Genomic DNA, 25,244 nt, shown 5'->3' with positions numbered 1-25,244 from the left:
TTGAGCAATGGCTAAAGGCATTCGTGAGAAAATTCGACTAATATCTTCTGCAGGTACTGGTCACTTCTACACAACTGACAAGAACAAACGCAACATGCCAGGCAAATTTGAGATCAAGAAATTTGATCCAGTAGTTCGCCAGCACGTTCTTTACAAAGAAGGCAAAATCAAGTAATTGATTTTACGCTTTGTAAGCATTGAAAGACCCAGCTTTGGCTGGGTTTTTTATTATCTGGAATTTGTACCCTGCAATGTCAGCTCTCACTATAATGTGCTAAGTTACTCAAAGATCAACTCTTAGGGATCACTTATGCGTATCAATCGCCGCCGTTGGAATAATATTCTTATCTTGGCTGTTATTGCTTTTATTGCCATTTTGAATTTACCCACAGTCATCAAAACTTATCTTATTGAACCGCCTGCTAGCCCTTATCCTTATGTGATTAATCCAAATGCACAGCTGCAAGCACTGCATTTTACTGACTGGTCACTTGAACTGAATCAAAACCGTTGGCGATCAAGCAAAGCAATTTCAGTTGCTCCTGAAATATTGGCACAACGCTGGCAGAGTTTAGTTGGTACAGAAGTAGATGATGCCACTTACGAGTCGCTTGCGTCTCTACTACGCAACCCACAAACCGTGGAGGTGTGGTATCAGGATCGCGAAGAGCCGCAAAGGATCACCTACTACCAAACCCCCCAGTTTTGGTTATTGAAAAATTGGCAAGAGAAATGGGTGGCACTTTCGGTAGAAGAAGCTTTTCTTTTTCCGAACTGAGTCATTATTTCTCTTTGAGCGTTGAACAAACCAAGAACGAATAACCAATACCCTATAATGACGAACGACGAATGAAGAATTGAGATGTATCATGCCTGAGTTACCCGAAGTTGAAGTAAGTAAAATGGGGATTAGCCCGCATCTAGTTGGACAAACGATCCAACAACTGACATTCCGCACGCCCAAATTACGTTGGGCCATCCCTCAAGAGCTGAAACAGTTAGAAGGGCAAGTGATCCGCAATATATCCCGCCGGGCCAAATATTTACTGATAGAGACCGATATTGGCAGTGCGATTGTTCACTTGGGAATGTCAGGTTCATTGCGAGTATTGGAGTGTGATTTTCCGGCAGGTAAGCATGATCACGTTGATCTGCGATTAACCAATGGCAAGGTACTGCGCTACCACGATCCACGTCGATTTGGCGCTTGGCTATGGTGCGAACAAGGAGAAAGCCACTCGGTGTTGAGTAATATCGGTCCTGAGCCATTAACCGATGATTTTGATGCAGATTACATTGCGCAAAAAGCGAACAACAAACGTATCGCCGTTAAGCAATTTATTATGGAAAATAAAGTGGTGGTTGGCGTAGGCAATATCTACGCGAGTGAATCACTGTTTAATGCGCGAATTCTCCCCACTCGGCCCGCTCATTCGCTGACACTGCCTGAGTGGAATTGCCTCGTGCGAGAAATTAAATCAGTCTTAGCAACGGCGATTCAACAAGGTGGCACAACCTTAAAAGATTTTGCACAAGCGGATGGCAAACCGGGCTATTTTGCTCAAGAGCTTAATGTGTATGGCAAAGCGCAGCAGCCTTGCCCAGCGTGTGGGCAAGCGATTGAAGCGCTGAAAATTGGTCAGCGTAACACCTTTTTCTGCTCTGCTTGCCAAAAATAAGGTACGTCCTAAAGGCTATATTTTCTTGCCATGCAAGGCGTTAGCGACAATGTCAGGAACAAATTGATCAACTTCTCCACCATGAATCGCCACTTCTCGCACAATGGTGGAGGAGATAAACGCATGCTCCTCTGATGGCGTAAGAAACACACTTTCCAGCCCTGGCATCAAACGGCGGTACATGTTGGTCAAACCAAATTCATACTCGAAGTCAACCGTAGTACGCAAACCGCGGATCAGCACATTGGCTTTTTCATCACGCGCAAAATCGACCATTAACCCAGCAAATCCTTTGGCAGTGACATTCTCTAAATGTTGAGTGACGGCGCTGGCAAAGGCGACCCGTTCTTGCAGAGTAAACATGGTGTTTTTGCTTGGGCTGGCGGCGACGGCGATGATAACTTCATCAAACATATTGGCGGCGCGTTCGATCAGATCCAAATGACCATTGGTGATGGGGTCAAAAGTGCCGGGATAAATCACACGCGAAATTCTTTTTTGGCTCACATTGGAAGGCTCATATTGGTTAACTGGCACTGATATTAACAAAAAGACTCAAAATTACCTATTGAACTCGGTATGATGTAGCCCGCATTAAACTGTGACACTTAGCGAGTGAGAGAAGAGACGATGAACAATTTGTTGGTGATCCGTAACGATAAAATTGGTGATTTCATGCTGGCTTGGCCAAGTTTTGCGATGCTAAAAGCCTCGTTGCCAGATTGCCATATTACCGCGTTAGTCCCCAGCTATACCGTCGCGCTGGCCGAGCTTTGCCCGTGGATTGATGCGGTGATGGTCGACCCAACGGAACACGCGTCCTCTGCGCAGAAAAAACAATGTATTCAAGCGATTAAACAGCAACACTTTGATGCCTCGATCAACCTCTTCTCGACCACTTACAATGCACTATTAGTTTGGAAATCTCGTATTCCTTATCGTTTAGCGCCGGCGACTAAATTCGCTCAAATTTTTTACAACAAACGAATTAAGCAAAAACGCTCTCAATCAGCCAAACCAGAATATGAGTATAACTTAGATTTGGTACGCGCTTTTTTGCATGATACTGGCAAAGAGGTTGTCGAACCGAGCGCACCTTATCTGCAATTTGATCAAGCGAAGCTTGTTGAACAAAAAAGCAAACTGGCTGCGCAACTTCATCTCGATACCAGTAAACCGTGGGTGTTTGTTCATGCCGGAAGCGGCGGTTCAGCGAATAATTTGTCGCTAGAGCAATACACGCAGTTAGTGATGGGGATTGATAGTAAGCAAGAAATTATCCTCACCGCCGGGCCGGGAGAAGAGGCGAAAGCCGCGCAGTTAAAAGCTTTGATTGAAGAAAAGGGCGGGCGAGCGGCACTGTATGATAAAAATGAAGGGCTTGTTGATTTCTCACGCTCGATTGCTTGCGCTGATATTTTTATCGCAGGTTCAACTGGGCCTTTGCATATTGCCGCTGCGATTGATGTGCCCACAGTTGGCTTTTTCCCCGCCAAACGTTCAGCCACGCCACTGCGTTGGCGACCATTGAATTCACAAGGTCGCCATATCGCTTTTTGTCCACCACAAGCAAAAGACAAAGAAACTCAGGCCGATATGAGCCGCATTGATATTAATGCGGTGTTAGCCGAACTTAACCCTTGGGTGGCTCAGTACTGGTTCTAACCCATAAATCGGCGTATTTAACAAAGGTGGAATGCGCCGATAATAAAGAAAGCAAGAAGCCTTGCTTACCATCTAAAAAGCCTGCTTTTAAAACGTACATTTTCAAAAAGCAGCCAAACGCATGCAAAATACCTTGGCTAATACTGCTTTTCTTACCACGTTTTTCTCGTTGCTCTGCCCATGCCTTGGCATAACCTGCTGATTTAACTAAATAATGATGAATATCGTTATAGGTGTAGTGAATCGCATCACCTACAAGATTCTCGACTTTCATGCCATCTGCGACTTCGACTTTTTCATGCACCAAAGCCTCGTTATATTGCGTTAATTGAGTCGGGTAGAGGCGCAACACGCGATCAGGATACCAACCGCAGTGGCGAATATAGCGGCCAAAAACCCAACTTAAACGGGCAAATTGATACAGTGTATTGGGTTTATTAGCCGCGACCGCTTGCTGAATGCTATCTTTTAACTCTTTGGTCACGCGTTCATCGGCATCTAGCCACAACACATAATCAGACTTGACATACGACTGCGCTAAGCGGCGCTGTGGGCCAAACCCAGGCCACTGCGAATTAACAAAAAACTTGTGAGTATAACGGCGCGCAATCTCTTCGGTATTATCACTGCTACCTGAATCTAAGACGATGATTTCATCTACCCATTGGTGAACGGTTTCCAAGCAAGCTTGCAGATGTTGCGCTTCATTTTTAACGATCAGCGCAACGGCTAAAGTAGGTTTGCTCACATTCATTCCTCGGATATTGGGTTTAGCTGAAAATCAGCCGTTATCTTATCAAACATTTGGATAACATGGCTTGCTTGAATGCGCTGCATCGCTTGTTCATCTTTGACGCGAGTACGCCAACTGACTTGCTCTTTCGTTTTTCCTGTTTCGGCAAACAGTGCTTCTTCATAAGCCGACACCACATAATCACGATATTGATAAGGCCCTGTGCGCTGCGGATTATGGTGGGCGTACAAGCCGATAACGGGAGTATTCATTGCATTGGCCATGTGCGCTGGGCCTGTATCTGGCGCTATCACTAAATCGGCTAAGTCGAGCAGTGCCAACATCTCTTTAAGCCGGCTTTTACCAACGACATTGAGTACTGGCTGAGTCAGTTTACTCGCTATTTCGGCTGCTAGATCGACTTCAATTTGCGCAGGGCTACCGGCCAAAATGATATGCCAACCAAGTTGTTGAGCATGCGTTATCACTTCTACATAACCTTCAGCGGTCCAATTTTTATAAGCCTTACTCGCGGCAGGAACCACGACTAAATTACGCTTTGAATGTGCAAGTTGCTGCTTGGCCCATTGATGATCGGAATCTGAATAAGTAAGTGACCACTTAGGTTCTAGCTCTTTTACTCCAAGGCATTCAGCAAACGCGAGTAAGCCATCTAATACATGAGGCGCTTGAGGCGATATCACTTTTACATTGGTAAATAGGTGCTGGAAATCTTGGCTGCGGGCGGCATCAAAACCGAGTTTATATTTAGCTTTAATACCCAGAGTGGCAATACTGGCACGAAAGGCATACTGCATATGCAAAAGCGCATCGAAGGATTGCCCTTTAAGCTCTGCCCACAGTTTTTGATATGCTTTCCATCCCTGCGTTTTGTCGAATATAACCACGTTTACATTAATAACCACGTTTACATTAGGAAAATCAGTGAGTAACTGCGCTTCCAGTTTTCCAGTGATCCACGTGATATGAGTTTCAGGCCATTGGTGTTGAATTGCTTGCACGGCGGCCACTGCATTGCACACATCGCCAATCGCCGACAGACGCAACACACAAATTGAGCGTGGAGCAGAAGAAAAGAGAGCCATAAGTGACATCGATATAGAGAAAGTTAGTAAGAATTATGCAGATAGCGTCGATAAATGTAAAATGCCAAACAAGCACGATGAAGCACATTCAATCTCGTCATTAAAAAGTGAAACGATGAAAACGCTGAAAAAAGAGAATCAAACAATTTGGTATGACGAGCATTTACTAGTTGAAGATCCGCTCCGCTGTTTTAACCCTGAGTTTTGGCAGCAGGCTGGTAGCGTCACAGGTTGTGCTACTGGGCGCGGTACGACATGGTTTGTAAAAGCTGAAAAAATAGAAGCAGCACTACGCCACTATAAGCGTGGTGGATTGTTCGGTAAGTTAGTGAGTGATCACTACTTTTTTTCCGGTTGGAAGAAAACGCGCAGTTTCCAAGAATTCGAATTGCTCAATACTCTGAGAGAGTCTGGGGTAAATGTTCCACGCCCGATTGCCGCGCGAGCAGTAAAGCGCACTTTTTGTTATCAGGCAGATTTACTCAGCGAAAAAATCCCGAATGCCCGCGATCTGGTGTCTATTTTACAAGAACGTCCATTACCGACTGAAATGTATGAGAAAATCGGCCTAGAAATTCGCAAAATGCATGATGCGCAAGTCAATCACACCGATCTCAATATCCATAACATCTTGATTGATGACCAAGAGAAGGTATGGATTATTGATTTTGATAAGTGTTGCCAGCAACAAGGCGAGAGCTGGAAGAAAGGAAATTTAGATAGATTGAAGCGATCGTTTGAGAAAGAAGTTGTTAAAAGTAGTATCATCACAAAGTATGGTAGTGTTGATATTCTGTGTAATACAGCACGGCAATAGAATAATCACATTGAGTAAAAAAATGTTAAAAGCTTCCGTTATTATATCAATGTATAAAGATGTCGAGGCGTTGAACTCGATATTATATGCACTTAGTAAACAGTCTATTTCTGAATTTGAGGTAATTATCGCAGAAGATGGAGATGATCCTCAAGTCGCCGAATTCTTGAATTCGGTACCTTACAGTAATCTTCAACTTGTACATATTACTCAAGATGACCTCGGATGGCGTAAGATGACGGCTGTAAATAAAGCTGTTGCAAAGGCGAAATCTGACTATGTCATTTTCTTGGATGGTGACTGTATTCCGCACTTCAAACATATCGAGATCCATTTAGAGCAAAGAAGTAAAGGAAGTGTACTGATTGGCCGTCGGGTGTTTTTAGGTGAAAGGTATTCTAAATTAGTCCGTCAAGAACCCAAAAATATTGGTCCTCTACAAAACCCACTCATTTATTTAAGTAAAATAGTTTCTTTGCATAAAGATAAAATTCGTAATTATGAGGTTGGTTTTATCAATCCTTTATTGCATATGATCTATAAGAAGAAATATCTTAATTTGGTTGGTTGTAATTTTTCATGTTTTGCCACTGATTTTAAGTTAGTCAATGGGTACAATGAAGAATTACCTGGTGTTGGTGCTGAAGATGATGATTTAAGCCACCGAATGATAGCTATAGGATTAGAGATGAGAAATATAAAATTCCTGTCTCCTGTGTATCACTTGGATCATCCCACGCGTCGCTCACTTGCTGATGTCAATAAAAAAATCACCAAAGAGAATATGGATAAAGGGATATATTACTGCAAGAAGGGTATAGACCAGTATTTATAAATTTAAGTGGTAAGAGCAAATTAGTTTTTACCACTTTTACTACTTTTACTTATAATTGAAAGTAATCTAAAGCTTCTTTTATAAAGTCTTTCACGCATTGCTCTGAGCGTCGATGTTCATTCTCAACATGTTCTTTTACTAAGGATTGAGTATCTTTGGCCCACCGAAGTTGTTCCTCATCAAAGCCATAAGCTATACCATAACGATCCGTTATATTTGGGTACCATTGCTCAATAGTTGTGTTTGAATCAGGTACAACAATAGATTCACATCCACATAAATTTGCGAAAATAGAGTAAGCAGTATAATCGTCATAGCTAATAAAGCGTTTAGCTTGTTTAAATAAGTGTGCCACTTCCTCATGGCTTAATGAATCGATGAGAATCGATTCTTCAGAGTGTACTTTGGGTTTATGCTTTCCTTTACGAATGGCGTGGCAAGTCAGAGTTCTCTCTTGATATGGTTGAACGCCTTCCTCATTGTACAAATCCGTTGGATAATAGATAACTTTTAGCTCTTGTTCTGATGTCTTCGAATTAGGTAGTGAAAAATCTTTGATAGCTGAATTAAATTTAAAAATTAACTCATTTTTACCATATTTAGCTTGTCCACTAAAATGAGTAGGTTGGTGAAGTAACCATCTAACTACATTTTTTGCATTTAATGGATTACCAGAAGTAATTTCAGGGTAAACAACAATCACCTGTGACAAGTCTATTTCTTGTAGAGATTCGAGAACAGGAGTTGACCACTGCGATTTATTGGTATATTGCTTTACCTTTTTATTATGTTTAAGTTTCAGCTTCATACCGGCTATAGAATACTTGCTAACGGCTAGATTTAAACTGTTAGGTACTAAAAAAGCTTCATGTTCCGTAGTCGTATTGATAAGGTGCACTAAGCGATGTAACACCACAACACCGCCATTTTTACTATCAAAGTTTTGCGAATAAACTAATATTTTCATTTATCTTTTCTCAAACTAATTTGTCGAAAAAATCACACGCGGCTCGAATTACTCTATAGATTTCTTCTTCTTTTAGGTTAAAAAATAGAGGTAGTCTCACAAGCTTTTCGCTTTCTTGTGTGGTGTACTCATCTTCGCCATAAAAATAACTAAACTGTTTGCCAGCTAAGGTGCTATGTAGTGGTAGGTAGTGAAATACAGCAAGAATGCTTTGATTCTTCATGTGATTGATGAATTGATCCCTTACATCAACATTGCTTAGTTTTATATAAAACATATGAGCATTATGTTGACAACCTCTAGGGACAGAAGGAAGTTTGATTAATCCGTCAGCTTGGTATTTAGAAAAGGCATTTAGATAGCTATTCCAAATATTTAGGCGAGTGTGGTTAATTTCCTTAGCTTGTTCTATCTGAGCATAAAGGTAGGCGGCTTGTATTTCGCTCGGTAACATACTACTACCGACATCAACCCATGTGTACTTATCTACCATACCTTTGAAGAATAAGCTGCGATTTGTTCCTTTTTCTCGTAAAATTTCTGCGCGTTGAATAAAACGTTGGTCATTGATAAGTAGTGCACCACCTTCTCCACCGGATGTGTAATTTTTGGTCTCATGAAAGCTCAAAGTTGCCATGTGACCGATCGCACCTAAAGACTGTCCTTTATAAGTAGACATCATGCCTTGGGCTGCATCTTCAATTACAAATAACTTGTACTTATTAGCTACTGCCATAATGGTATCCATTTCACAACTGACTCCGGCATAATGAACTGGTACTATGGCTTTGGTATTTGTTGTAATGGCGGCTTCAATTTTTGTCTCATCAATGTTCATTGTATCTGGACGAATATCGACAAATACAATTTTGGCACCACGTAAGACAAAAGCATTGGCAGTGCTAACGAAAGTGAAGCTTGGCATAATTACTTCGTCACCAGGCTGGATGTCAATAAGCAGAGCGGCAAGTTCAAGCGCGTGAGTGCAAGACGGCGTCAGTAAAGCTTTTTTAGAGTGAGTATGCTCTTCAAGCCATTGTTCACATTGTTTTGCAAATGGTCCATCTCCAGACAATTTAGGGCTAGAGATTGCTTGAGCAATATAAGTTAGTTCATTGCCTGTGACAGGAGGCTTGTTGAATGGAATGAAGTTCATAAAGTTAGTATCACTTAATTTTATACTGTGAATGAAGAAAAGAGCAATGCTAATAATCAGTAGCTAGGTGATGAGTTTTATAAATTCGAACCCAAATATTCCTGTTCAAGAGTTAAAAGATCTCTTCGTCTATTTTTAATCTTCTTTGCTGGAGACCCAAAGTAAATTGACCACTCTTGAGTATTTTTTGTTACCATAGACTGAGCTCCTATAGCTGTCCCTTCGGCTAGTTCAATTCCGGGTAAGATTATAGAACAAGCACCGACGATAGAATGCTTATGGATAGTAACTTTTTTCTTGGTTTCATGTTTGAATTTTGTTGGGACTGTTGGGTTCGTCATAGTTTTACCACTGTAGTCATCACTTTGGCTAAAGACGTGGCAACCATATGCTAGGCCTGAGAAGTCTTTAAGTTCCACTCCTTTTTCTCCGCCTGCTATGTTACAAAAAACAGCAATGTGGACATTTTTACCTAAGATAATATTGCCTGATAAAACACAAAAATCGTCAACTCGAGAGTTATCCCCGATTACTATTTGTTCGGCATTATATATTGCTGCTTTATCACTAATTTTTACGTTATTACCAAGACTTTTAAAGCCTAAAGCCATTAACTGATCTTCTGTAAGAAATGCCATAATGGAACCTTTTAATTGTTGATAATATTAAGAGAAAAGTAATAACTGTATTGTCTTATTAATAGCATTTGAGTTTTCTTTAAATACAGTAAAAGCATTATTGCCAGCTATTGATAGTTTGGTTTTGTCTGAAAAAAACTCAATCAATTTCATATGAAGGCAGTGCTTGTTCTTCACAAATTGTAAAGCATTACTTCCAAAAAGTTTATCACCGATTATTTGAAAATTATAATAACTAGGGCCAGTGAGTAATGGTTTACCAAGAGCTGCCGGCTCAAGTATATTATGCCCTCCAACTTTGTCTCCTAGCAAGCTTCCACCCATAAAACAAATGTCAGCAGCTCCCATTAGTACTAGCATTTCTCCCATTGTATCACCTAGGTACACCTGCACTTCTGGATCAAGTTCAGCCTCTGTTTCAGTTCGTCGCACACTAATAAATTGTGTTTTAGACAACTCAAAAACAGCATTAAATCGCTCTGGATGGCGTGGGACAAGAATAAGCAATGCGTTAGGGTGCTCTTTAAGTACTTCAGCATGGGCTGCTAATACCTGTTCATCCTCACCTTTATGGGTGCTTGCCGCAATCCAAATTGGACGATTTCTCCCCAGATTAGATCTTAACTGCTGGCCTTTTTGTATGGTTGTTTGGTCTATATCTATATCAAACTTAATTGATCCGGTGACAAAAATTTTTTCTTTTGCTACACCCAATCGAATAAAGCGCTGTGCATCGTCGGGATATTGACATAGTACTCGAGTTAAATTTTTCGCTAGCATGTTAAATATTGGCTGAACTTTTGCGTACCGTTGGCATGAACGCTCAGATAAACGAGCATTAATAACAGTGATAGGAATACCCGATCTTGCGACAGTATGTAGCGTATTCGGCCATAATTCCGTTTCCATGATCAGCATCTGGCTCGGTTTTATACGCTTGATGAAAGCGTGCACGGCAAAAGAGAAGTCAAATGGCATATAGCGATGTTCGGCAATGCCTTGTAATTTAGCCGCTTGTTCTGCACCAGTAGGCGTTGTGGTGGTAATAACAATCGGCTGATCAGGATATTGTGATTTGAGTTTTTTTATCAGTGGAGAAACGGAAAGTGTTTCTCCAACCGATACCGCATGGATCCAAATCGGTGATTTATTAGTTTCAAGTGGCGGTGTGAAACCAAAATGTTCTTTCCAGCGAGCACCCACGGATGGCTTGCCATCTCGTTTTCTGTACAGACTCCACATCAAAAATGGAGAAACAATAGTAAGTAGGAGCGTATACAGCCAACGAATGAGCACAATGACCTCGTTTACTTCTTGATTAGATCTTCAGGTTTCTGGTGAGTCCATTTACCACGAGGCTTGTCTAAATATTGAAAATACTCATTGGTAAATGTGCCTTGGATACAAACATGACGGCGACGACGATATTGAATGGATTCATCTTTTAAAACATCATTGAATACCGCAGGCCCTGTTGTCCCGTAAACTCCTTTTTTAACATCATAGTTCTGGATGTTATACACAATCGTATCTATCACTTTCTGGAAATGAGGGTTTTGTGGCGATGTCGCTAAAAAATAATTAGTAATTTCGGTCCCATTTTTGATCTTGATATATAACGCGTCATTGATACCTTTTAGTAGTCGACTAAGCGGCCAAACCAATGTGGCATCAATATCCATATAGACACCGCCTTGTTGATATAAAGTTGTCACACGCCATAAATCGGCTTGAGCAGCACCATCGGTCAGCTTCATATACGCATCATAAATTTCTTGTGATGCATTTTCGCGTAAATATTCTTCTCGTGCTTCGGTGCTGACATAGCGATAATCATAGCTTAGTGACATTAGACGATTGAATAGATAATTCAAATAGATAGGCAGACTACTACGGTTTGAATAGTTGGTTTGCCAAATAACTTTAGATATACCGCTGCTATTTTTTGTTTGAATTTTGGCTGGAGAATATTCAGGAATAGTGAATCGTACTTTAGGAAAAACAAAGTGGAATGGGTATGAAAGCACTTTAAAAATATTACCAATCAACTTGATGGTGCGGTTTGCAATCATAATAGGGAAGTTATTCATACTGTCTCTTTATTTTGTTCTAATGCAGTAGCCATCTCTGCAATAATTTGTTCGTTACTAGGAATCTCACCGTTCGCATTCATGACAATGCGGTGATCACCTTCTAATGGAGTGTATCTAAATGGCACGGTTGAGTAGAAAATACCAACGGTCGGTGTATGAGTTGACACCGCAATATTTCTCACTCCCGTATCAGGAGCCACCACTAAGCGCGCCTTGGCAATGTATTCGACTAGTTCATCTAATGACAGACAAGGCTGAATCGTGAAATTATGGTTAACTTCCAAATGACGAAGAAAATCACCTTTTTCAAAATCATTTTTTCCTTCTAGATAGACATGTTGATGGTTTGGAAAAGTTGTAATTGCGAGCTCAATGAAACTCTTCATTTGTTCTTGAGTCAGAATTTTTGATTGAGTTGATGCGCCATTAAAATAGAGAATGTTAGGTTTGCTTTGCTCTTTATCGTAGAGTTCCAGGTGACTTGGGTACCCAAAATCTAATGGTCTTTGTGGGTTATGTCCGAGCATTTTCAGCATATCGAGCATGCATTCAAGCTCTGGCTGAAAATCAGATCGAAATACCGCAATATTGTACAGACTTCCACATAGGTAAGGTTTATATGGGAAGCCAAATTTTAGTTTTGCTTTACTGAGCAACGTCATCCAATAAGAACGGCTTGTGCCGGCTACATCAAAGATGATGTCTTGTTCTTCTAATTGCGTAAATTGCTGGATCTTCTGCTTCCAGTTCAGTTCATGTTTGCGGTGTCGACCAATCATAAAAATGGTTTCATCAGCGAGATCTGAAGGTGCTCCATACTGATAGCTAGAGTCTCCAACTAACGTGATTTTCGCGTTAGGAAAAAACTTTCTCGCTTCAATAATAAAGGGGCGGACAATGACCTGATCACCTAATGCAGCGTGACGAAAAATCGCAATCTTTTTCACCTTCTCTGGTGAAAACTCATGAGTTAAGTATTTTTTTGCTTGCTTGGATGCATAAGCACCGCGTTCAAACCAAAGATGTTGCATCAAGTTTATCCAATAAATTTGTTTACGGCAGCCATTACCAAGTCTGGTGATAGCTTGTTCAAACAGTCAAGGTGCTTAAGTGGACACTCGCGTTTAAAGCAAGGGCGGCATTCTATGTCAGTGTGTATAATTTCGACATTATCTGCCAATGGTGGTGTGTATTTTGGTGAGCTTGAGCCATATATTGCAACAATATTACACCCAACAGCGGCTGATACATGCATCAGCCCAGAATCGTTGCAGACGACAGTATGGCAAGCTGCAAGTAAATCAACTGCCTCAATTAAGGATGTCTCACCGGCTAGATCAAAGCATGAATTTTGTAATTCCTTCGGAAGCGCATTGCGGATAGCGCTTGTCACCACTTTATCTTTGGCTGAACCAAATAACCAAATTTGTTGGCCTTTTTCAATCAAAGCTTTCGCAACTTCAGCATAGTATTTATCTGGCCATCTTTTAGCTGGGCCAAATTCTGCTCCTGGGCATAAACCGATAATCGGTTTTAGGGTCGATAAGCCTAACCTTGACATTACATACTGTTGAGCTGTGGTATCAATTGAGAGAGAGGGACGAGGGCAGGTTTCTAGCTGAACTTCGCTAAGCATGTTTTCCTTAGCATAAGCAAGAGCAACATAACGCTCCACCATAAACTGAAAAACTTTACGATTTGGGCGAAGATCATTGAGCAAACCATAACGAAATTCACCTTTCCAGCCCGTACGATATGGAATGCCTGCAAACAGAGGAATTAAAGCTGATTTAGCTGAATTAGCTAAAACGTATGCGTGCGTATAGTCATTGCGCTTTAATTCTTTAGCCAGAGCCCAACGGCCAGCAAGGTTGAATGCGCCATGCCCTATTGGCATTTCAATCGCACAGTTGATCTCTGGCATTCGTTCTAAAATCGGTTTACACCAAGCGGGGGCTAGAACATCAATCGTCGCTACGGGGTAGTTTTGCTTCAATGTGGTGTAGAGGCTTTGCGACATTACCATGTCGCCAACCCAAGAAGGGCCGATAATCAGAATCTTCATGTCCTGCTGCTCATCAGTTTGGCTATTGAACGGCATTGTACTTTTCTATACGAATAAGAGCAAAGAAGGTTGCAAGCATAAAGCCATAGAATGCGCTGATTAAGTTAGCTTGCAGTGGTGCTTCTGTTAAGCAAAAGAGCATAAACCCAGCTACAAATACCGCACCTGTGTAACCCCAGAGGCTACTGGTTTTCCTGTAGTGTTGAGTAAAGACCGCAAAAGGCACTACAAGCATCATAATAATGGCAACTATACCTAATATTCCATTACTCGCCAGCATTTCGAAATATTGGCTATGGGCATGGCCGCGATTAAGATCCCGCGTATATTCATTTACTTTACCTTCTGCATAAAGCTGCTTATTGAGAGTTTCCCGTTCATCATAAGGCAAACCAATAAGTGGACTTTGCATAAATGCTTCAGTTGCAGCCCTCCACAAGAAGAGGCGAGTACCTACTGATTCAGATGCTTTTACATCCCCAGAGAAAATATGGGATACTTCATTGCTTGTAAAGTCGATTCGTTGTTTTACTGCATCGGAATACCAGTAAGCGCCTAACGACAGTGCGATAAATCCTACAATTAAAACTGATGTCAAATTTAAGCTTAATTTCTTCCAATTTAGTACGGCACACAATATTAGAAGTAGTGGAATAGCAAATATGGCACCACGAGTTAAAGTTAATACTGTTGAAATAATTGAGGCCATAAATGCGATCAATAACAAGTGTTTATATTTAGACTTTATACTTAAGCACAGGGCGAGAAAAGCTAATGAACAGGCTAAATAACCAAAATTGATACTAAAGAGAAAACCGTCGACACGGGGCATATGGAGTATAACGAACTGATAAAGAGCAAGAACCAGCGCACCAAAAGAACCAGCTATGACGCCAATAGATAACCATTCATAGGCTTGTGCCGAGCGGAGGATGAAAGCTTTTCTGAACATTAAATAAATAGGAATACATAACAATAAACGACTACCGCCTTGAAAGTACCTGAAGGTACTACCATCGGCTATTGTGATTGGTAAATTGGCAAAGAAATAGGCACCAAGACAACAAGTGATCAGTAAGTCATATTTATTAAAATAACAATGAGTTCTATTCTTAACTAGGTAGTGAATTGAGAATATAACGATAAAGGCGACAATGACAACACTAAAATTATTAGTCGATAGAAGGAGTGCTGGAACTAAGAATAATGATGATAGCGCAAAATTATTCATGTTAATAAGTTTGTTCATTCGTGATTCCATTCTTATTATTTCGCCGATTTTCTGAATGTATAATTACCGCGCACTTTACGCCATAGGCCAAATACATCGGTTTTAGGGAAAATAGCAATACGTCGAATTTGATATGGGTCTTGATGCATTAATAATGGGCCGCTGTTGGTTGCAACCGCAAATTGATAGCCACATTGATGCACGATCTGTTTTGAGAGCGCATCATGATCGCCATAGGGGTATGCAAAAGAAACTAGTTGTTCGCCTAGTAGCTCTTCGAGTTCAAGCTTATTACGTGAGATCTCTTTACGCTGTTCAGATTCACTGAGTTTGCTGAGAAATGGATGAGTCATTGTATGGCCGCCAATTTCAACTAGCCCTGAATCGTGTAATGCTTTGACTTGCTGACGAGACATTAAAGGCACTGGTTTTTCTGGGTTGCTCGGTACTTCAACATCCCAACGGTTAAAATCCTCCCCCGTTACTACATAGACAACCGCTTTAAAACCGTATTTTCGTAATAGCGGCAACATCAATTCGTAGTTATCTTGATAGCCGTCATCAACCGTTAAGATGATATAGCGCCTGCCTGATTCAAGGCGGTGAATAAGCCCTTTATCCGCTAAATCTTTAAAGGTTAGCGTTTCAAACCCCATTTTTTTTAGCAGGTTGAAGTGCTTTCCAAGCATGTCAATATGCAGATAGGTACCATGTACGCCCTTTTCACTTTCATCCTTAATAAAGCGATGATACATAATAATCGGCATCTCTTTACGCAGCTTTTCAACATAAACCGTTTGATAAATATCTTCTATTTGATCGACCACATTGGTTAAGCTGTAGCTGTTGTGGATTATCTCACTGACTTGTGGTGAACAGTGCGGCGTTTTTAACCCTTGTTCTACATATTGACTAACTTTTGAAAAATCAATATCGAGATCTTTAGGCCCGATGTCACCGAAGTTGCTTGCCATGGCTGCAGCGATATTATTGTCATCGACAATACCAATTGCATTTGCTTCCCCGATTGCCAGTGTAGGCCGTCCACACAGCAAAGATTCCATTGCCACTCTGCCAGCCCCAATGATTAAGTCTGATTGAGCAAGTATCGAGACGACATCTTGTGAATAACCAAGAAAGTGAACGTCAGAAGTAAACTTATTAAAACGCGCTTCAATTTTAGATCCAGATATGACCTGAATGTGGTATTTCGCTGAGTCTAAACACTCATCGAGCAACCGATAGCAAAGCTCCCCTTTGGGGCCGGTTAACCTACCAATAATACTGATAACAGGTTTGCTATTTTGAGGAGCGTTTTGCCAAGCGAACTCTTGAGTTTCAATACCATTTCGACTAACAATTAGCGAATTTTGTGGAACATCCAATTCAGTAATGAGTTGTTGTTCAATGGCTTCACAAACCGGTAGGGCTTTGTCGCCCATTGCGTGAAATTTCTTGCGAGATGCGTGCACTGGCTGACGACCATGTACTGTGGTGACCATAGGCGTATTTGTTAATTTGCAAGCAATGTGACAACTCCAGCTGGAGGCGCGAGAGTGTGCATGCACTAGCTGGATATGGTGTTTCTTAATCAGATAAATAAGATAACCCACATGCCAAAAGCGGCGAGGAATACTGCGTTTATTAAAACGAAGTTTATAAAATAGACCTTGGTGAGGCTTTGTTAGCGTATCGGAAACATAAAATATCTGATGTCCACGCTTTGCCAGTACATCGCCAACGGTTGTGGCATAAACCTCTGCCCCAGTGACCTCAAGTTGAGATAAGGCCATTAATATGTTCATCAATACTCCACGAGTTAGCAGCCAGTGCTTTTCATATGTCTAAGAAACATGATCAATTTTTCATTTCTCCCCTTCCAATGGTTACTCCATATTAGTCTTCCAGTCATAGGAGAGCAGCCTTTTAGGGAGATATGTTTACTAGTTCCTCCCCTTTTAGGGGGAGGTTAGGAGGGGGTGATTACAGCCATCACTACTTATTAATCAACGCCATATACTCAGCCACACCTTCAGCCACCGTCTTAAATTGATGCTGGCAACCTGCGGCGCGCAATTTCGTCAGATCAGCCTCAGTAAACTCTTGGTAAGCACCTTTCAAGTGATCTGGGAATGGAATGGTTTCAACCTCACCTTTACCATGGTGCTTGATAACGGCTTTGGCCACTTCTTGGAAAGATTCAGCATTGCCAGTACCCAAGTTATAAATACCGGATACTCCGCTGTTCATAAACCATAAATTCACAGCCGCAACGTCGCCCACATAAACGAAATCACGCTGGAAGGTTTCACTACCTGCAAACAGTTTCGGGTTTTCACCCGCATTCATTTGATTATTTAAATGAAAAGCAACAGAAGCCATTGAGCCTTTGTGCTGTTCGCGCGGGCCATAGACATTGAAATAACGAAAACCGGTAATTTGGGAAAGGGTCTCACCGTGTGCTTGTGCTTCTTGCCAAATGCGGCGCACATAGTTATCAAATTGCTGCTTGGAATAGCCGTATACATTCAGCGCACCTTCATACTTTTTTTCTTCGATGAAGGTATCGGTATCGCCATAGGTTGCGGCTGATGAAGCATACAAAAATGGAATGTCGCGCTCTAAGCAGTAGTGCAGTAGCTCTTTAGAATATTCATAGTTATTAAGCATCACATACTTGCCATCCCATTCGGTGGTGGCAGAGCAAGCGCCTTCATGGAATACCGCTTCAATAGGGCCGAAATCCTCACCAGACATGATCTGCACCAAGAAATCGTCTCGGTCCATGTAATCGGCAATGTCCAGATCAACTAGGTTTTTGAATTTACGTCCATTTTTTAAGTTATCGACAACAAGAATATCAGTAATGCCTTGTTCATTTAGCGCTTTGATAATGTTGCTACCAATCATGCCAGCGCCACCAGTTACGATGATCATACAAAATTCCTATGGTTATAATACGAACAATTATGCGCATTATAGCGGCTTAGCTAGTGGCTGTAATCACAAAATCTAACCTAGGCTAGCGACAGTCTCGCGCTATGTATTGTTTTGATGTAGTATTTCTGCCCAATAGCCCTTCCTGATTTTATAAAGGAAGAGTCCACTTAAGAGAGAGCCGCTTGTAGGAGTTAGACCTAAGGGCGGTAGCGTGCCTAAAACGTAGAATATTAATACTATTCTGGGTGAAAATATGAAAATTTTAGTTACTGGTGGTGCTGGTTTTATCGGCTCTGCAGTTGTTCGCCATATTATTCAAAACACACAAGATAGTGTGATAAATGTTGATAAGTTGACCTATGCGGGGAACTTGGAATCATTACAAGATATTGAAAGTAGTAGCCGTTATACTTTTGAACCAGTCGATATCTGTAACCGTTCAGAATTAGATCGTGTTTTTTCTGTGCATCAACCAGATGCGATTATGCACCTGGCTGCTGAATCGCATGTTGATCGCTCTATTGATGGTCCGGCCGCCTTTATCGAAACCAATATTATTGGTACATACACGCTACTCGAAGCGGCGCGTCACTATTGGAATAGGTTGGTCAGTGAGCGCAAAGTGTCTTTTCGCTTCCACCATATATCAACTGATGAAGTGTATGGTGATTTGGAAGGTACAGATGACCTCTTTATCGAAGAGACTCCATATTCACCTTCTTCACCTTATTCTGCATCAAAAGCTTCCAGTGACCACTTAGTACGCGCTTGGTTACGTACCTATGGTTTTCCTACCATAGTGACTAACTGCTCTAACAATTATGGACCATACCACTTTCCTGAAAAGCTGATCCCATTAATGATTCTGAACGCTCTGGACGGTAAACCACTTCCTGTCTATGGCGATGGAATGCAAATTCGCGATTGGTTGTTTGTCGAAGATCACGCTCGAGCGCTTTATAAAGTGGTGACAGAAGGCCAAGTGGGTGAAACCTACAACATTGGTGGTCATAACGAAAAAGCTAACATTGAAGTGGTGAACACACTCTGTGCATTACTTGAAGACTTAGTTCCGAATAAACCTGCCGGCATTACCCATTACGCAGACCTTATTACTTACGTTAAAGACCGCCCTGGACATGATGTGCGTTACGCGATTGATGCCTCTAAAATCGAGCAAGAGCTAGGCTGGAAACCAGAAGAGACGTTTGAATCAGGTATTCGTAAAACCGTGGAATGGTATTTGAGTAACCGTGAATGGTGGAGCCGAGTATTAGATGGTTCGTACAGCCGTGAGCGTTTAGGCTCAGGACAATAACACTCAATTCAGTTGGCGATTTCATGAAAGGCATTATCTTAGCGGGTGGCTCTGGCACTCGTCTTTACCCGATTACTCGTGGTGTATCAAAACAACTTCTTCCCATTTACGACAAGCCGATGATCTACTATCCGCTTTCGACATTAATGTTGGCGGGGATTCGCGATATTCTGATTATCACCACTCTTGAAGATAACGAAAGCTTTAAACGTTTATTGGGGGATGGCAGTGACTTCGGTATTCATCTGCAATACGAGATTCAACCAAGCCCAGATGGCCTCGCACAAGCTTTTCTGATCGGTGAAGAGTTTATTGGCAATGATTCTGTCTGCTTGGTGTTAGGTGATAACATTTTCTATGGTCAGTCATTTAGTAAAACGCTGAAGAACGCGGCTTCACGTGATCACGGCGCGACCGTGTTTGGTTATCAAGTCAAAGACCCTGAGCGCTTTGGTGTGGTGGAGTTTGATGAGCAGATGCGCGCTATCTCGATTGAAGAAAAGCCTCTTAAGCCCAAGTCAAACTATGCCGTCACTGGGCTATATTTTTATGACAACCGAGTAGTGGAGCTTGCCAAGCAGGTCAAACCGTCAGCGCGTGGTGAATTAGAAATCACCACGCTTAACGAGATGTACTTAAACGATGGTTCACTCAATGTGGAGCTGCTTGGTCGTGGGTTTGCTTGGTTAGATACGGGTACCCATGAAAGCCTGCATGAAGCCTCTTCTTTTGTTGAAACCGTACAGCATATTCAAGGCTTGAAGATAGCGTGTTTAGAAGAGATTGCGTGGCGAAATGGCTGGCTCTCTTCAGGGCAACTCCTTGAGTGCGCCAAACCTATGTTCAAAAATGACTATGGTCAATATTTGGCGGGATTAGCTAAAGAGGAATTCCATTCATGATACGTGTTTTAGTGACGGGTAGTCATGGACAAGTAGGCTATTGCTTAACCCAGCAACTCAATGCCATGGTCGATGTTGAGTTTTTAGCGGTAGATCGTGAGCAACTGGATATTACCAATCCGTGTCACGTCAATTCGGTGGTAAACGAGTTCAAACCAAACATCATCATCAATGCTGCGGCGCATACAGCGGTTGACAGAGCGGAGCAAGAGGTTGAACTTTCCTATGCGATTAACCGTGATGGCCCTCATTACCTTGCCCAAGCGGCGCATAACGTTGGAGCTGCGATACTGCATGTCTCTACTGACTATGTGTTTGCCGGTGATAAACCGAGCGCATATATAGAAACCGATCCTACCTCACCTCAAGGGGTTTATGGTAAAAGCAAATTAGCGGGAGAAATCGCGGTTGCACAAGCTTGCCCTCGGCACATTATCTTGCGCACGGCTTGGGTGTTTGGTGAGCATGGCAATAACTTTGTGAAAACCATGCTCCGTTTGGCACAAACCCGTGATGTATTAGGCGTTGTGTCAGACCAGTATGGTGGCCCGACCTATGCGGGAGATATTGCTAACGCACTACTGATGATGGCGAAAGCGATAGTTGCCGGTCAGTCTACCGCCTTTGGCGTATATCATTTTTCAGGGTCACCCCATGTCAGTTGGTATGACTTTGCTTGTGCTATTTTTGATAAAGCCCGTGAACAAGGATTATTAAATAAACCCTTGCAAGTCAATGCAATAACCACCCAAGAGTACCCGACTCCGGCGAAGAGGCCTGCTAACTCCAAGTTAGAGACCCAGAAAATTAATCAGCACTTTGGTGTGATGGCCAGTGATTGGCAGGCTGCATTGAACCATCTCATAGATTATAAGAGTGTATAAAATGAAAGTGATAGCGACAGACATTCCTGATGTCAAAATCATTGAGCCGACCGTGTTTGGTGATGAGCGTGGTTTTTTTATGGAAACGTGGAATCAAAAGCGCTTTGAAGAACTGGTAACAGGTAAGCCAACTCAATTTGTGCAAGACAACCACTCAAAATCCAAAAAAGGGATTTTACGTGGCTTACATTACCAAACAGAAAACACTCAAGGAAAGTTAGTCAGAGTTATATCTGGTGAAGTGTTTGATGTTGCGGTGGATATTCGTAAAGACTCATCAACGTTTGGACAATGGGTCGGTGTATATCTATCTGCCGAAAACAAGCGACAACTTTGGATTCCTGAAGGGTTTGCGCATGGTTTTTATGTGATCAGTGATGACGCGGAGTTTGTTTATAAATGTACTGATTATTATAATCCTAGAGTTGAACACTCTATATTCTGGAACGATTCAGAGGTTCAGATAGAGTGGCCTATAGCTGAATCTGGCCTCATGATTATGTCAGAAAAAGATAAAAATGGTGTTCTGTTTAAGGATGCGTTGTATTTATAATATAAAAAGTTGGGTAGTATAAAAATTATCTATTTGATTATTTGCACAATAAAAATTTATAATTGAAACTTGAGGAAAATATGTTTATTCCTGTCATTATGGCTGGTGGCTCAGGCTCAAGGCTTTGGCCTCTCTCTCGCTCTGCTTTTCCTAAGCAGTTTTTGTCACTCGACAATCAACATTCACTTACAATGCTGCAATCAACTATAGAGCGTTTGAATGGTTTACAAACAGCAGAACCCATCATCATTTCCAATGAAGATCACCGTTTTATCGTTGCTGAACAAATCCGTAGTTATGGGAAAAAGTCGCGAATTATTCTTGAGCCGGCAGGTAGAAACACGGCTCCAGCCATAGCTTTAGCTGCTTTGACCGCAATACAGCAGGGCGATGATCCTATACTGCTTGTTTTAGCTGCCGATCACTTTGTAAAAAACAAAGCAGCATTCCAAGCGGCAATTATTCAGGCTGCGCATCAAGCAGAGTCTGGTAAACTCGCTACTTTTGGTATTGTTCCTACGGCTCCTGAAACAGGATATGGCTATATTCATCGTGGTGAAGAAGTGACATCCGGGATTTATGGAATCAATGCCTTTGTCGAAAAGCCTCAACTGGAAGTTGCTGAACAATATTTGTCCACTGGTGAGTACTATTGGAACAGTGGCTGTTTTATGTTTAAAGCCTCGGTTTTCCTAAATGAACTGAAGCAGCATTCGCCAGATATTTACCGACAATGTGAATTGGCAATGGAAGGTATAACTCATGACTTTGACTTTATCCGAGTTGGAGTCGATGCATTCCTAAAGTGTCCTGATGATTCTGTCGACTATGCAGTAATGGAGCACACTAAGCTCGGTGTAGTTGTTCCTATGGATGCAGGTTGGAGTGATGTGGGTTCTTGGTCTGCTTTGTGGGAAGTATCTGACAAAGATGAACACGGTAATGTATGTCAAGGTGATGCAATCTTAAGTGGTACTTCTGACTGCTACATCTATGCGCCAAATAAATTAGTAGCTGCTGTTGGTTTGAAAGATATCGTAGTAGTAGAGACTAAAGACGCTGTGCTAGTTGCAGACATAAATCAGGTACAAGAAGTAAAGAAAATTGTCGAGCATCTGAAAGCAGAGAACCGTGCTGAGTATAGAGAGCACCGTGAAAGTTATCGCCCTTGGGGTAAATCAGATGCGATAGATAAAGGTGAGCGCTATAAAGTAAACCGCATTACGGTTGAACCAGGTAAAAAACAGTCACTACAGATGCATTTTCATAGAGCTGAACACTGGGTGGTTGTGTCTGGTACGGCAAAAGTAACTTTTGATAATTCATTGAAAGTCATTACCGAAAACCAATCATTGTATATTCCAGTTGGAATGAACCACATGATTGAAAACCCGGGGAAAATCCCACTAGAACTGATTGAAATTCAATCTGGTTCATACCTAAACGAAGATGATGTAGTACGTTTCGAGGATAAATAATCATGAAAGAATTAACATGTTTTAAAGCTTATGATATTCGTGGGCAATTAGGTACTGAACTCGATAATGATATTGCATACCGAATTGGTCGCGCGTATGGACAGTTTTTAAAAAGCGAAAATGACGTAGATAAAACAGTTGTAGTCGGTGGTGATGTTCGTTTAACCAGTGAAGAGCTAAAACAAGCACTAGCTAATGGCTTAATGGATGCAGGTGTTAATGTAATTGATATTGGCGTTACTGGTACCGAAGAGATTTATTTTGCGACCTTCCATCTTGGTGTTGATGGTGGTATCGAAGTAACCGCAAGCCACAACCCAATGGATTACAATGGTATGAAGTTGGTTCGTGAAGGCGCAAAGCCAATTAGTGGTGATACTGGTTTACGTGAAATTCAAGCTTTGGCTGAAAAGAATGAGTTTGTGGACGTTGAAGTAAAAGGTAACTACAAAAAGATATCTTTACTTCAAGAGTATGTAGACCACTTAATGGGGTACATGACGCCAGTAAACATAAAGCCAATGAAGCTGGTTATCAATTCAGGTAACGGGGCTGCAGGTCACGTGGTTGATGAACTTGAAAAGCGCTTCATCGAATTAAGTATTCCGTTGGAATTAATCAAGGTCCACCATGAGGAAAACGGCAACTTTCCTAACGGAATCCCAAATCCACTATTGCCAGAATGTCGTGCAGATACTGCAAATGCGGTAAAAGAACACAAAGCCGATATGGGAATCGCATTTGATGGCGACTTTGATCGCTGCTTCTTATTCGATGAAAATGGTGACTTTATTGAAGGTTACTATATCGTAGGTTTATTGGCTGAGGCTTTCTTGCAAAAAGAAAAAGGCGCTAAAATAATTCATGACCCACGCTTAAGCTGGAACACGATTGATGTAGTGACTAAGGTGGGTGGTGTGCCTGTAATGTCTAAAACAGGGCATGCATTTATTAAAGAGCGTATGCGCAAGGAAGATGCTATTTACGGCGGAGAGATGAGTGCGCATCACTATTTCCGTGACTTCGCATATTGTGACTCAGGGATGATTCCTTGGTTGTTAGTAACTGAGCTATTGTCAGTTAAAAGCATGAAACTTTCAGAAACTGTTTCAGCTCGTATTAGTGCATACCCTTCATCTGGTGAAATTAACTCCAAACTTAAGAATCCAAAAGAAGCAATTGCACGAGTTTTAGATGCATATAAAGCTGAAGCTCTTGTTTTTGATGAAACCGATGGTATCAGTCTTGAATATGGAGATTGGCGTTTCAATTTGCGTTGTTCAAATACTGAACCTGTGGTTAGATTAAACGTCGAGTCCCAAAATAATGAAAGTTTGATGAAGAAAAAAACCAGTGAAATTTTGGAGGTCTTAAATAAATTATTATGAAACATATACCTCTAAAGCATAATGAAAACAACGACCTAAAGGTTGGTATTTCGGCATATTACGTGTGGGGAATCCTTGGTTGGCATGATATTAAGCAGCGTTATAGGCGCTCTGTAATCGGCCCATTTTGGTTTACTCTAAGCACACTGGTTATGGTTGGTGTTTTGGGTATCCTATACTCAGAATTGTTAGGTCAAGACATCACAGATTACTTACCATATTTAGGTGTAGGCTTGGTAGTCTGGCAGTATATTAGCACCAATATAAATGAAGCATGTTCCACATTTATTAATAGCTCATATGTTATTAAACAAGTTAGATTACCGATGACAGTACATATTGTTCGAGTATGCTGGCGTAATCTTGTAATACTTATGCATAGCTTGCCTGTTGTAATTTTGATTATGATAGCAATGGGAAATAAGCTTAGTCTAGAGATTTTTTTAGTTATCCCAGGGATTGTATTACTATTCTTGAACTTAATATGGATGAGTATAATTTCTGCGATACTATGTACTAGATATCGAGATGTTTTGCCTATTGTTGGTAATATTATTCAAGTGGCATTTTTCTTTACTCCAATAATGTGGAGTAAGGACCTACTTAAAGATAGAGCTTGGGCTGCGGATATTAATATATTTCACCATATGATTGAGATTATAAGAGCACCTATTTTAGGACAGCAAGTGGTATTAATTTCATGGGTTATAAATGTTGTAATGATAGTTGTTGGGTTTACTCTTGCTCAAGTGCTTTTGAAGAAATATCGCAATAGAATTGCTTACTGGTTATAAAT

The 25,244-nt window shown here is 41.4% G+C and carries 26 protein-coding genes; 13 read left to right on the top strand and 13 right to left on the bottom strand.

Features of this window, described 5'->3' with window-relative positions; genetic code table 11:
- Nucleotides 1-7: 7 nt before the first annotated feature.
- The 3 genes from rpmG to mutM all read left to right on the top strand — a co-directional run bounded on the left by rpmG (nucleotide 8) and on the right by mutM (nucleotide 1,679).
- Nucleotides 8-175 (top strand): 50S ribosomal protein L33, encoded by a 168-nt coding sequence (gene rpmG / locus AACT23_RS15475; protein ID WP_010318992.1) that lies wholly within the window; start codon nucleotides 8-10, stop codon nucleotides 173-175.
- 135 nt (nucleotides 176-310) lie between these two features.
- Nucleotides 311-778 carry a hypothetical protein gene (locus tag AACT23_RS15470; protein WP_013855728.1) on the top strand — a complete coding sequence of 156 codons (468 nt, stop codon included), beginning with the start codon at nucleotides 311-313 and terminating at the stop codon, nucleotides 776-778.
- Nucleotides 779-869: 91 nt separating this feature from the next.
- Entirely contained in the window at nucleotides 870-1,679 is an 810-nt protein-coding gene (mutM, locus tag AACT23_RS15465) for a bifunctional DNA-formamidopyrimidine glycosylase/DNA-(apurinic or apyrimidinic site) lyase (protein ID WP_094127864.1), read from the top strand.
- A 15-nt stretch (nucleotides 1,680-1,694) separates the two neighbouring features.
- On the opposite strand, the gene coaD is transcribed toward mutM, so the two are convergent.
- Nucleotides 1,695-2,186 carry a pantetheine-phosphate adenylyltransferase gene (coaD, locus tag AACT23_RS15460; RefSeq protein ID WP_026028196.1) on the bottom strand — a complete coding sequence of 164 codons (492 nt, stop codon included), beginning with the start codon at nucleotides 2,184-2,186 and terminating at the stop codon, nucleotides 1,695-1,697.
- Nucleotides 2,187-2,309: 123 nt separating this feature from the next.
- On the opposite strand from coaD, the gene AACT23_RS15455 reads away from it, so the two are divergent.
- Nucleotides 2,310-3,344 carry a glycosyltransferase family 9 protein gene (locus AACT23_RS15455; protein ID WP_094127861.1) on the top strand — a complete coding sequence of 345 codons (1,035 nt, stop codon included), beginning with the start codon at nucleotides 2,310-2,312 and terminating at the stop codon, nucleotides 3,342-3,344.
- Here the strand turns inward: AACT23_RS15455 and AACT23_RS15450 are convergent.
- Both AACT23_RS15450 and AACT23_RS15445 read right to left on the bottom strand, forming a co-directional pair.
- Nucleotides 3,313-4,098: a glycosyltransferase family 2 protein gene (locus AACT23_RS15450; protein WP_094127858.1), complete on the bottom strand. Its 786-nt coding sequence runs from the start codon at nucleotides 4,096-4,098 to the stop codon at nucleotides 3,313-3,315. The genes AACT23_RS15455 and AACT23_RS15450 overlap by 32 nt on opposite strands.
- Nucleotides 4,095-5,183 (bottom strand): glycosyltransferase family 9 protein, encoded by a 1,089-nt coding sequence (locus AACT23_RS15445; RefSeq protein WP_094127855.1) that lies wholly within the window; start codon nucleotides 5,181-5,183, stop codon nucleotides 4,095-4,097. Before AACT23_RS15445 ends, AACT23_RS15450 begins: the two co-directional genes overlap by 4 nt.
- 61 nt (nucleotides 5,184-5,244) lie before the next feature.
- On the opposite strand from AACT23_RS15445, the gene AACT23_RS15440 reads away from it, so the two are divergent.
- On the top strand, nucleotides 5,245-6,000 hold the full coding sequence (locus tag AACT23_RS15440; RefSeq protein WP_094127852.1) for a 3-deoxy-D-manno-octulosonic acid kinase: 756 nt from the start codon (nucleotides 5,245-5,247) through the stop codon (nucleotides 5,998-6,000).
- Between the two features lie 22 nt (nucleotides 6,001-6,022).
- Entirely contained in the window at nucleotides 6,023-6,835 is an 813-nt protein-coding gene (locus tag AACT23_RS15435) for a glycosyltransferase (protein ID WP_029189939.1), read from the top strand.
- A gap of 49 nt (nucleotides 6,836-6,884) precedes the next feature.
- Here AACT23_RS15435 and AACT23_RS15430 read toward each other — a convergent pair whose 3' ends face one another.
- The 10 genes from AACT23_RS15430 to rfaD form a co-directional block, all read right to left on the bottom strand.
- Nucleotides 6,885-7,802 carry a WavQ gene (locus tag AACT23_RS15430; RefSeq protein ID WP_094127849.1) on the bottom strand — a complete coding sequence of 306 codons (918 nt, stop codon included), beginning with the start codon at nucleotides 7,800-7,802 and terminating at the stop codon, nucleotides 6,885-6,887.
- Between the two features lie 10 nt (nucleotides 7,803-7,812).
- A complete protein-coding gene (gene rffA, locus AACT23_RS15425) occupies nucleotides 7,813-8,958 on the bottom strand; it encodes a dTDP-4-amino-4,6-dideoxygalactose transaminase (protein WP_094127846.1) in 1,146 nt (381 codons plus the stop codon).
- Nucleotides 8,959-9,035: 77 nt separating this feature from the next.
- Nucleotides 9,036-9,596 (bottom strand): acyltransferase, encoded by a 561-nt coding sequence (locus AACT23_RS15420; protein WP_013855737.1) that lies wholly within the window; start codon nucleotides 9,594-9,596, stop codon nucleotides 9,036-9,038.
- A 27-nt stretch (nucleotides 9,597-9,623) separates the two neighbouring features.
- Nucleotides 9,624-10,892 carry a lipid IV(A) 3-deoxy-D-manno-octulosonic acid transferase gene (waaA, locus tag AACT23_RS15415; RefSeq protein ID WP_094127843.1) on the bottom strand — a complete coding sequence of 423 codons (1,269 nt, stop codon included), beginning with the start codon at nucleotides 10,890-10,892 and terminating at the stop codon, nucleotides 9,624-9,626.
- A gap of 11 nt (nucleotides 10,893-10,903) precedes the next feature.
- Nucleotides 10,904-11,686, bottom strand: a complete 783-nt coding sequence (locus AACT23_RS15410; RefSeq protein WP_094127840.1) for a glycosyltransferase family 32 protein — start codon at nucleotides 11,684-11,686, stop codon at nucleotides 10,904-10,906.
- A complete protein-coding gene (locus AACT23_RS15405) occupies nucleotides 11,683-12,720 on the bottom strand; it encodes a glycosyltransferase family 9 protein (protein WP_176428641.1) in 1,038 nt (345 codons plus the stop codon). Before AACT23_RS15405 ends, AACT23_RS15410 begins: the two co-directional genes overlap by 4 nt.
- A gap of 5 nt (nucleotides 12,721-12,725) precedes the next feature.
- Nucleotides 12,726-13,754 carry a lipopolysaccharide heptosyltransferase II gene (gene waaF, locus AACT23_RS15400; protein WP_176428640.1) on the bottom strand — a complete coding sequence of 343 codons (1,029 nt, stop codon included), beginning with the start codon at nucleotides 13,752-13,754 and terminating at the stop codon, nucleotides 12,726-12,728.
- A 22-nt stretch (nucleotides 13,755-13,776) separates the two neighbouring features.
- On the bottom strand, nucleotides 13,777-15,015 hold the full coding sequence (locus tag AACT23_RS15395) for an O-antigen ligase family protein (protein ID WP_013855742.1): 1,239 nt from the start codon (nucleotides 15,013-15,015) through the stop codon (nucleotides 13,777-13,779).
- Nucleotides 15,016-15,020: 5 nt separating this feature from the next.
- Entirely contained in the window at nucleotides 15,021-16,790 is a 1,770-nt protein-coding gene (locus tag AACT23_RS15390) for a polysaccharide deacetylase family protein (protein WP_094127831.1), read from the bottom strand.
- Nucleotides 16,791-16,980: 190 nt separating this feature from the next.
- Nucleotides 16,981-17,922 carry an ADP-glyceromanno-heptose 6-epimerase gene (rfaD, locus tag AACT23_RS15385; protein WP_094127828.1) on the bottom strand — a complete coding sequence of 314 codons (942 nt, stop codon included), beginning with the start codon at nucleotides 17,920-17,922 and terminating at the stop codon, nucleotides 16,981-16,983.
- Nucleotides 17,923-18,178: 256 nt separating this feature from the next.
- On the opposite strand from rfaD, the gene rfbB reads away from it, so the two are divergent.
- The 7 genes from rfbB (at nucleotide 18,179) to AACT23_RS15350 (ending at nucleotide 25,242) form a co-directional block, all read left to right on the top strand.
- Nucleotides 18,179-19,243, top strand: a complete 1,065-nt coding sequence (rfbB, locus tag AACT23_RS15380; RefSeq protein WP_094127824.1) for a dTDP-glucose 4,6-dehydratase — start codon at nucleotides 18,179-18,181, stop codon at nucleotides 19,241-19,243.
- Between the two features lie 23 nt (nucleotides 19,244-19,266).
- Nucleotides 19,267-20,145: a glucose-1-phosphate thymidylyltransferase RfbA gene (gene rfbA / locus AACT23_RS15375; protein ID WP_094127821.1), complete on the top strand. Its 879-nt coding sequence runs from the start codon at nucleotides 19,267-19,269 to the stop codon at nucleotides 20,143-20,145.
- A complete protein-coding gene (gene rfbD / locus AACT23_RS15370) occupies nucleotides 20,142-21,029 on the top strand; it encodes a dTDP-4-dehydrorhamnose reductase (RefSeq protein ID WP_094127818.1) in 888 nt (295 codons plus the stop codon). The genes rfbA and rfbD overlap by 4 nt, the downstream gene beginning before the upstream one ends.
- 1 nt (nucleotide 21,030) lies before the next feature.
- Complete coding sequence (gene rfbC / locus AACT23_RS15365) at nucleotides 21,031-21,582, top strand: dTDP-4-dehydrorhamnose 3,5-epimerase (protein ID WP_094127815.1); 552 nt, start codon at nucleotides 21,031-21,033, stop codon at nucleotides 21,580-21,582.
- Nucleotides 21,583-21,662: 80 nt separating this feature from the next.
- Complete coding sequence (locus tag AACT23_RS15360; RefSeq protein ID WP_094127812.1) at nucleotides 21,663-23,060, top strand: mannose-1-phosphate guanylyltransferase/mannose-6-phosphate isomerase; 1,398 nt, start codon at nucleotides 21,663-21,665, stop codon at nucleotides 23,058-23,060.
- A gap of 2 nt (nucleotides 23,061-23,062) precedes the next feature.
- Nucleotides 23,063-24,448, top strand: coding sequence for a phosphomannomutase CpsG (gene cpsG, locus AACT23_RS15355; RefSeq protein WP_094127809.1), 1,386 nt, complete (start codon nucleotides 23,063-23,065; stop codon nucleotides 24,446-24,448).
- Complete coding sequence (locus AACT23_RS15350) at nucleotides 24,445-25,242, top strand: ABC transporter permease (RefSeq protein ID WP_094127806.1); 798 nt, start codon at nucleotides 24,445-24,447, stop codon at nucleotides 25,240-25,242. The genes cpsG and AACT23_RS15350 overlap by 4 nt, the downstream gene beginning before the upstream one ends.
- Nucleotides 25,243-25,244 lie beyond the last annotated feature (2 nt).

The sequence above is a fragment of the Vibrio sp. V09_P4A23P171 genome, from assembly GCF_963875615.1.
GTDB lineage: Bacteria > Pseudomonadota > Gammaproteobacteria > Enterobacterales > Vibrionaceae > Vibrio > Vibrio anguillarum.
The sequence above is the reverse complement of the archived record's forward strand: the minus strand, read 5'-3'. Positions and strand labels throughout refer to the sequence as shown.

What these genes read in the sequence shown, in the direction of transcription:
- rpmG (WP_010318992.1), top strand. Translation starts at nt 8, where the DNA reads ATGGCTAAAGGCATTCGTGAGAAAATTCGACTAATATCTTCTGCAGGT.
- AACT23_RS15470 (WP_013855728.1), top strand. Translation starts at nt 311, where the DNA reads ATGCGTATCAATCGCCGCCGTTGGAATAATATTCTTATCTTGGCTGTT.
- mutM (WP_094127864.1), top strand. Translation starts at nt 870, where the DNA reads ATGCCTGAGTTACCCGAAGTTGAAGTAAGTAAAATGGGGATTAGCCCG.
- AACT23_RS15455 (WP_094127861.1), top strand. Translation starts at nt 2,310, where the DNA reads ATGAACAATTTGTTGGTGATCCGTAACGATAAAATTGGTGATTTCATG.
- AACT23_RS15450 (WP_094127858.1), bottom strand. Translation starts at nt 4,098, where the DNA reads ATGAATGTGAGCAAACCTACTTTAGCCGTTGCGCTGATCGTTAAAAAT.
- AACT23_RS15445 (WP_094127855.1), bottom strand. Translation starts at nt 5,183, where the DNA reads ATGGCTCTCTTTTCTTCTGCTCCACGCTCAATTTGTGTGTTGCGTCTG.
- AACT23_RS15440 (WP_094127852.1), top strand. Translation starts at nt 5,245, where the DNA reads ATGCCAAACAAGCACGATGAAGCACATTCAATCTCGTCATTAAAAAGT.
- AACT23_RS15435 (WP_029189939.1), top strand. Translation starts at nt 6,023, where the DNA reads ATGTTAAAAGCTTCCGTTATTATATCAATGTATAAAGATGTCGAGGCG.
- AACT23_RS15430 (WP_094127849.1), bottom strand. Translation starts at nt 7,802, where the DNA reads ATGAAAATATTAGTTTATTCGCAAAACTTTGATAGTAAAAATGGCGGT.
- rffA (WP_094127846.1), bottom strand. Translation starts at nt 8,958, where the DNA reads ATGAACTTCATTCCATTCAACAAGCCTCCTGTCACAGGCAATGAACTA.
- AACT23_RS15420 (WP_013855737.1), bottom strand. Translation starts at nt 9,596, where the DNA reads ATGGCATTTCTTACAGAAGATCAGTTAATGGCTTTAGGCTTTAAAAGT.
- AACT23_RS15410 (WP_094127840.1), bottom strand. Translation starts at nt 11,686, where the DNA reads ATGAATAACTTCCCTATTATGATTGCAAACCGCACCATCAAGTTGATT.
- AACT23_RS15405 (WP_176428641.1), bottom strand. Translation starts at nt 12,720, where the DNA reads ATGCAACATCTTTGGTTTGAACGCGGTGCTTATGCATCCAAGCAAGCA.
- waaF (WP_176428640.1), bottom strand. Translation starts at nt 13,754, where the DNA reads ATGAAGATTCTGATTATCGGCCCTTCTTGGGTTGGCGACATGGTAATG.
- AACT23_RS15395 (WP_013855742.1), bottom strand. Translation starts at nt 15,015, where the DNA reads ATGGAATCACGAATGAACAAACTTATTAACATGAATAATTTTGCGCTA.
- AACT23_RS15390 (WP_094127831.1), bottom strand. Translation starts at nt 16,790, where the DNA reads ATGAACATATTAATGGCCTTATCTCAACTTGAGGTCACTGGGGCAGAG.
- rfaD (WP_094127828.1), bottom strand. Translation starts at nt 17,922, where the DNA reads ATGATCATCGTAACTGGTGGCGCTGGCATGATTGGTAGCAACATTATC.
- rfbB (WP_094127824.1), top strand. Translation starts at nt 18,179, where the DNA reads ATGAAAATTTTAGTTACTGGTGGTGCTGGTTTTATCGGCTCTGCAGTT.
- rfbA (WP_094127821.1), top strand. Translation starts at nt 19,267, where the DNA reads ATGAAAGGCATTATCTTAGCGGGTGGCTCTGGCACTCGTCTTTACCCG.
- rfbD (WP_094127818.1), top strand. Translation starts at nt 20,142, where the DNA reads ATGATACGTGTTTTAGTGACGGGTAGTCATGGACAAGTAGGCTATTGC.
- rfbC (WP_094127815.1), top strand. Translation starts at nt 21,031, where the DNA reads ATGAAAGTGATAGCGACAGACATTCCTGATGTCAAAATCATTGAGCCG.
- AACT23_RS15360 (WP_094127812.1), top strand. Translation starts at nt 21,663, where the DNA reads ATGTTTATTCCTGTCATTATGGCTGGTGGCTCAGGCTCAAGGCTTTGG.
- cpsG (WP_094127809.1), top strand. Translation starts at nt 23,063, where the DNA reads ATGAAAGAATTAACATGTTTTAAAGCTTATGATATTCGTGGGCAATTA.
- AACT23_RS15350 (WP_094127806.1), top strand. Translation starts at nt 24,445, where the DNA reads ATGAAACATATACCTCTAAAGCATAATGAAAACAACGACCTAAAGGTT.